The following is a 4,387-nucleotide window of genomic DNA, read 5'->3' as shown; positions in this document are numbered from 1 at the left end:
CGACGGGCCCGAGGTGACTCGCTAGCGTCACCTCGGGCCCGTCGACGTCAGATCTCCCATCACCCTCGCCAGCGGCGGCCCAGCAGGAGGTCCGAGATGCCCCAGCCAGTCCAGCCGGTGACCGCCGGCTCCGACACCAAGTCCGAGCTGGCCATCGAAGTGGTGGGCATCACGAAGCGGTTCCCCGGGGTGGTGGCGAACTCCGACGTCAACATCGCGGTGCGGCGCGGCACGGTGCACGCGATCGTCGGTGAGAACGGCGCCGGCAAGTCCACCCTGATGAAGATGCTCTACGGGATGCAGCGCCCCGACGAGGGTGAGATCCGGATCGAGGGCAGGCCGGTCAACTTCTCCTCGCCGTCGGACGCGATCGCGGCAGGCGTCGGGATGGTGCACCAGCACTTCATGCTGGCCGACAACTTCACGGTGCTGGAGAACATCGTGCTGGGTAGCGAGCCGACCGCGCGCGGGGCGCTGAACTTCTCCGCCGCCCGCCGCCGGATCACCGAGCTCAGCCGGACCTACGGCCTGGACCTGAACCCCGACGTGCTGGTGGAGCGACTCGGCGTCGGTGACCGCCAGCGGGTGGAGATCGCCAAGGTGCTCTACCGCGGCGCCCGGCTGCTGATCCTGGACGAGCCGACCGCGGTGCTGGTGCCGCACGAGGTCGAGGAGCTGTTCCAGAACCTTCGCGAACTCAAGAGCGAGGGACTGACCATCCTCTTCATCTCCCACAAGCTGGACGAGGTGATCTCGGTTGCCGACGACATCACCGTGATCCGGCGCGGCCGCACGGTCGGCACCGCCAACCCCCGCTCGACCACTCCCCGGCAGCTGGCCGAGCTGATGGTCGGCTCCGAGCTGCCGAGCCCGGAAACCCGCTCGGACACCGTCTCGGACCGCACGGTGCTGTCGGTCCGGGGCCTCACGGTCACCGGCGACGGGGGCCGCAAGCTGCTCGACGACATCTCCTTCGACATCCACGCCGGTGAGATCTACGGGATCGCCGGCGTGGAGGGCAACGGCCAGAGCGAGCTGGTCGAGGCGCTGATGGGCATCCGGCCGATCGCCGCGGGGACCATCACGCTGAAGGACCGGGACATCACCAGCACCTCGACCCGCAACCGCAGGACGGCCGGCGTCGCCTACATTCCCGAGGACCGGCACCGGCAGGGCCTGCTGCTGGAGGCCTCGCTGTGGGAGAACCGGGTGCTCGGGCACTCCGATTCGGCTCCCAACGTCAAGGGTCCGCTGATCGACCGGGCCGGGGCGCGCCGGGACACCGAGCGGATCGTGGCCGAGTTCGACGTCCGGACCCCCGGCATCGACGTCCCGGCCCTGGCGCTGTCCGGTGGCAACCAGCAGAAGCTGATCGTGGGACGCGAGCTCTCCGGAGATCCGGTGCTGCTCATCGCCTCCCAACCCACTCGGGGTGTGGACGTCGGGGCCCAGGCCGCGATCTGGGAGCACGTCCGCCGTGCCCGGGCGGCGGGGCTCGCCGTCCTGCTCATCTCGGCAGACCTGGAGGAGCTGATCGGTATGTCGGACTCGATCCAAGTGATCCTGCGCGGCGCCTTCGTGGCCGAGGCCGATCCGGCCACCGTCACCGCCGAGGACCTGGGTGCGGCGATGACCGGCGCCGGCGCCACCACGGGTGCCGCGTGAGCGCCGCGCCGGGCTCGGTGAGGTCGGTCAGCCTGCTCGACCGGCTGCGCCAGCGGTACCCGCTGCGCTCGGTGCTGCTCGGCCTGGCGGCGCCGGTCGGGGCGGTGCTGTTCGCGCTGCTGGCAAGCTCGGTGATCCTGAGCCTGGGCGGGCACAGCCCGTCCCACGTCTTCTCCACCATGCTGAAGCAGGCCGGCCGACCGACCTCGTTCGTCGACATGGTGAACCAGGCGATGGTCTATTACCTGTCCGCGCTGGCGGTCTCGATCGGGTTCCGGATGAACCTGTTCAACATCGGCGTCGAGGGCCAGTACAGCCTGGCAGCGTTCGGGGCGGCCTACGTGGGTGGGCAGATGACCGGTGGCGGCCCGCTGCACGTGGTCACCGAGGTCCTGGTGGCCGTGGCGATCGGTGCCGCCTGGGCCGGCATCGCCGGGGTGCTGAAGGTCACCCGAGGGGTCAGCGAGGTCATCTCGACGATCATGCTGAACGCCATCGCGGTGGGGCTCGGCTCCTACCTGCTGCACAAGCTCGGGCGTTCCAGCGGCAACAACATCCAGACCAAGCCGATCAGCGCGTCCGGCCAGGTGGCGGGACTGAGCTACTCCGGCACCCAGGCCAAGATCTTCGGGTTCCTGTTCGTGGCGATCGCGGTCGGCGTGGCGTACTGGTTCATCGCCAGCCGCACCCGGTTCGGCTTCCGGATCAAGGCCACTGGCCTGAACGAGCAGGCGGCGGTCGCCAGCGGGGTCAACGTCAAGCGGATGACCCTGGTGGCGATGCTGATGTCCGGCGGCGTGGCCGGGCTGGTGGGCCTGCCGGAGCTGCTGGGCCAGAGCCACACCTTCAGCCAGACCGCCCAGTCCGGGCTCGGCTTCGCCGGCATCGCCATCGCGCTGCTCGGCCGGAACTCACCGGTGGGCATGGCGCTGGCCGCGGTGCTCTGGTCCTTCCTCGGCAAGTCCGCCAACCAGCTTGACTTCATCGGGGTGCCGCGCGAGATCGCCGCCATCATGCAGGGGGTGATCCTGCTGTCGGTGGTCATCGCCTACGAGCTGGTGCGCCGGTACCGGCTGGTGCTGCAACAGAAGGACGTCGCCGCCCAACTGGCAGCCACCCCGGCTGCTCCGGCAGGCCAGGCGGTGACCGCATGAGCACCGCTACCGCGATCGCGGCCCGCCCGGACGTCCAAGGTCGGCGGCCGGGATCCAGGCTCTCACCGCCACTGCTGATCGCCTTCGCCCTCGGGGCCTTCCTGGTGCTGTCGGCGGTCCGCGCCTTCACCGGCGGCAACGACCTGACCAGCAGCGGCACGGTCGCCGCGGGCCTGTCGGCGGCGGTGCCGATCGGGCTCGCCGGCCTGGGCGGGCTGTGGTCCGAACGGGCCGGGGTGGTGAACATCGGCCTGGAAGGCATGATGATCCTGGGTACCTGGGGTTGTGCCTACCTCGGCTGGGACCACGGTGCCTGGGCGGGGCTGGCGTTCGGCACCCTGCTCGGTGCGGCCGGCGGCCTGGTGCACGCGGTGGCCACCGTGACCTTCGGGGTCGACCACATCATCTCCGGCGTCGCCATCAACATCATCGCGCCGGGGTTGACCCTGTACCTGACCAAGGTCACCTTCGCCCACTACCCCGGCGGTGGGCAGAAGCAGTCCCCGCCGATCAACAACGCCAGATCCGTCACGCTGCCCTTCTCGGACTGGCTGCGCACGATCGAGGCCAAGCACTGGTTCGCGGTGTCGGACCTGGCCGGCGTGCTCGGCGGGCTGGTCACCCGGCTGTCGCTGGTCACGGTGCTGGCGGCGCTGGTGGTGGCAGCCTCGGCGTGGATCCTGTGGCGGACCGCCTTCGGGCTGCGGCTGCGCTCCTGCGGCGAGGCGCCGTACGCGGCGGAGTCCCTGGGCGTCAACGTCTACAAGTACAAGTACATCGCCGTGGTGATGTCCGGCGCGCTGGCCGGCCTGGGCGGGGCGGCGCTGGCCATCTCGGCCCACCAGTTCCGCGACGGGCAGACCGGCGGCCGCGGCTTCATCGGCCTGGCCGCGCTGATCTTCGGCAACTGGCGGCCCGGTGCGCTGGCCGCCGGCGCCGGCCTGTTCGGCTACACCGACGCGATCCAGCTGCGCAGCTCCTCGGCGGTACACCCGTTGCTGCTGCTGATGGCGATCGCCCTGGCGCTGGTGGCGATCTGGCAGTGGCGCAGCGGCCAGCGGGTCATCGCGATGGTCGCGGTGGTGATCGCCGCGCTGGCGGTGCTGTGGTACCTGGAGGCGGACCAGGTGCCCGAGGAGCTGGTCGGCACCACCCCCTATGTGGTGACCATCCTGGTGCTGGGGCTGGCCTCCCAGCGATTGCGGATGCCCAAGGCCGACGGCCGGGTCTACCGCAGGGGCGAGGAGACATGACCACCGGGCAGCAGAGCGCACCGGAGGTCGACTGGGACCTGCTGCACCGCGAGGCGGTGGCGGTGATGGGCCGGGCCTACGCGCCGTACTCGAAGTATCCGGTGGGGGCCGCGGCCCTGGTGTCGGACGGGCGGCTGGTGACCGGCTGCAACGTCGAGAACGCCTCCTACGGCCTTGGCCTGTGCGCCGAGTGCGGCCTGGTGTCGGCGCTGACCGCCAGCGGCGGCGGCCGGCTGGTCGCGATGGTGTGCGTCGACGGAGCCGGTGCCCTGCTGATGCCGTGCGGGCGGTGCCGGCAGTTGCTGTTCGAACATG

4 protein-coding genes are annotated in these 4,387 nt (G+C 70.7%); all 4 read left to right on the top strand.

Translation table 11 applies throughout. The features are described 5' to 3' along the window. The first annotated feature begins 96 nt into the window (after positions 1 to 96). Complete coding sequence (locus tag VF542_RS02830; RefSeq protein ID WP_408650195.1) at positions 97 to 1,665, top strand: ABC transporter ATP-binding protein; 1,569 nt, start codon at positions 97 to 99, stop codon at positions 1,663 to 1,665. After that, on the top strand, positions 1,662 to 2,819 hold the full coding sequence (locus tag VF542_RS02825) for an ABC transporter permease (protein WP_408650194.1): 1,158 nt from the start codon (positions 1,662 to 1,664) through the stop codon (positions 2,817 to 2,819). Before VF542_RS02830 ends, VF542_RS02825 begins: the two co-directional genes overlap by 4 nt. Continuing rightward, entirely contained in the window at positions 2,816 to 4,072 is a 1,257-nt protein-coding gene (locus VF542_RS02820; protein WP_408650193.1) for an ABC transporter permease, read from the top strand. The genes VF542_RS02825 and VF542_RS02820 overlap by 4 nt, the downstream gene beginning before the upstream one ends. Next, positions 4,069 to 4,387, top strand: a 319-nt coding sequence (locus tag VF542_RS02815) for a cytidine deaminase (RefSeq protein ID WP_408650192.1), incomplete at its 3' end; no start/stop codon positions are given. The genes VF542_RS02820 and VF542_RS02815, both read left to right, overlap by 4 nt.

Source organism: Jatrophihabitans sp. (assembly GCF_036389215.1).
GTDB lineage: Bacteria > Actinomycetota > Actinomycetes > Mycobacteriales > Jatrophihabitantaceae > Jatrophihabitans_A.
Note: the sequence above shows the minus strand (reverse complement) of the source record. Positions and strands in the feature narration are given on the sequence as shown.